Origin of the sequence: Streptomyces sp. NPDC002328, assembly GCF_042890065.1 — a bacterium.
GTDB lineage: Bacteria > Actinomycetota > Actinomycetes > Streptomycetales > Streptomycetaceae > Streptomyces.
In genome coordinates, this window is sequence record NZ_JBIARQ010000048.1 from 1 (window position 1) to 1,978 (window position 1,978).

Here is a 1,978-nt window from a genome sequence, read left to right on the forward strand (position 1 = left end):
GTGTCGGGTCCCAGGTGATGCCTGACGTTCTGGTCCCAGGTGATGCTTGACGGTGGGCCTAGAGAACATAGGGAGCCCCGTGGGGCTTGTTCGCTTTCACGTTACGGACCGGGACGTCGGTCGTGCGGCGGATCACACGGATCTGGCCGTCCAGCTCGACGGTGATCGTCGTGTCCGACACGTGCACGGTCACCGTCTGGCCTGCGTAGGGGCGTCCGAGGGAGACGGTCTGGCGGCAGACCATGATCGTGCCGACCGCGCTGACCCGCCGCTGGACTCTCACCGGCTCTGTGTCCGGACGCGGCGGCGGGCCGGCCGGACGCAGTCCCCGCAACCGCTGCACCGCCTCGCGGCTGAGTGGGTTGGGCCGCACCCGCAGCAGTTGTCGCGAGGACAGGTCGAAGAACGACAGCGTCTCGTCGTCGATCCTGATGCCCACCTGGCGGCCTCCGAGGATCTCCGCCGCCAGGACCTGGCGCCCGCCCAGGTTCACCAGGCCGCTGTTGTTCACGACCCGGTCCACCTCGAACGCGGCCGCGTCGCCGGCGGGCAGCGGGGCCGGTCCGGCCGCACGTCCTCCCCGGGCGGCAAGCTGCGCGAGATCCGCCACGGACAGGTGTGACCGCACGGTTTTGATCCGCGTTCCGGCGATCAGCAGATGGATCACCGAGGTGTCGGCCCAGAAGGTCACCGTCAGCCCTGAGCGGGCCGGGCCGAGCCAGAACTGTTTGCCCGCGACCTGCAGATTCCCACTCGCAGGCACCACCCGCTCGAACTCCACCGGCCCGCCCTCGTCCACCTGCACCTCCAAAGGAAGAGGGGCAGGAGCAGGCGCCGCTTCGGCCGGATCCGGCACCGCAGCGGGAGCCGTCCGCTGCTGCGGCACCAGCGCCAGCACTCCGGGCACCCTCAGGCCCAGCACGTCCCGTTCCTGCTCTGGAACCGGGGTGAAGCGGTCCGTTGGGGACTGCATGTCCAAGGCCTGATGCGGCCGGACGGAGTTGTACTCCTGAACCCACGCATCCAGCGCTGCCTGAGCCTCCTCGATGCTCTCGAACGCGCCGCAGTCGTCGAGGAGTTCACGCCGCAGTGTCTGATGGAACCGCTCGACCTTGCCCGTCGTGGTCGGGGAGGCCGGCTGGGTGAGACGGTGCGCGATCCCGTTCTCCCGGCAGATCCGGTCGAACAACACCTCACCACCGTGCCCGAACCGGTCGGTGAACTGCTTGCCGTTGTCGGTGAGCACCTCCTCCGGCACCCCGAACGCCTGCAAGGCCCGGGTGAACGCCGCGCAGACCGCACGCCCGGTCGCCCGCTCGACCACCGACGCGATCACGCAATACCGGGAGTGATCGTCCACACCCGTCACGACCTTGGCCTCGGTCAGTTCACCGGTCACCGGGTCGACCAGCATCACTCCGCCGACGATGTCCATCTGCCACAGCTGCATCGGACGGTCCCGCTGCCAGCGCTTGTAATCCGACCGCTTCCTCCGCCGCACCCCCGGCTCCACCAGCCCGTGACGGACCAGGATCCGATACACGGTCATCCGCGACGGCACCGGGCTCACCGCCCCGGACCGCTCCAGCACATGAGCGATCCGCCGCGGACCCCACCGAGGATGCTCGCGCCGCAGCTCACACACGGCCGCCTCCACCTCGGCAGAAGCCTGATGCGGACACGACGCAGGCCTGCGCGAACGGTCCACCAACCCGGCCAGACCCGAGGCCTCATACCGGGACTTCCATCCGCTCACCGTCTGCCGCGAGACGCCCAGCTGGGCGGCGACCTCCGTCACCATCGCGCCCGCCAGCACCGCCAGGACAGCCCGGTATCTCTGCTCGACAACCGACAACTCCACCAGCGCCAATCCCGGCCTCCCCACACGCACCGCAACGACGCGCACAGAAAAGCCGATCACGGCCACTGTCAACCATCAGCTGGGACCGAAGTGTCAAGCATCTCCCGGGACCGGACA

Annotated in this window: 1 protein-coding gene; it reads right to left on the reverse strand. The window is 69.1% G+C overall.

From position 1 onward, the window contains the following. Positions 1-58: 58 nt before the first annotated feature. Positions 59-1,855 (reverse strand): IS481 family transposase, encoded by a 1,797-nt coding sequence (locus ACFYX4_RS40950; RefSeq protein ID WP_389345078.1) that lies wholly within the window; start codon positions 1,853-1,855, stop codon positions 59-61. Positions 1,856-1,978 lie beyond the last annotated feature (123 nt).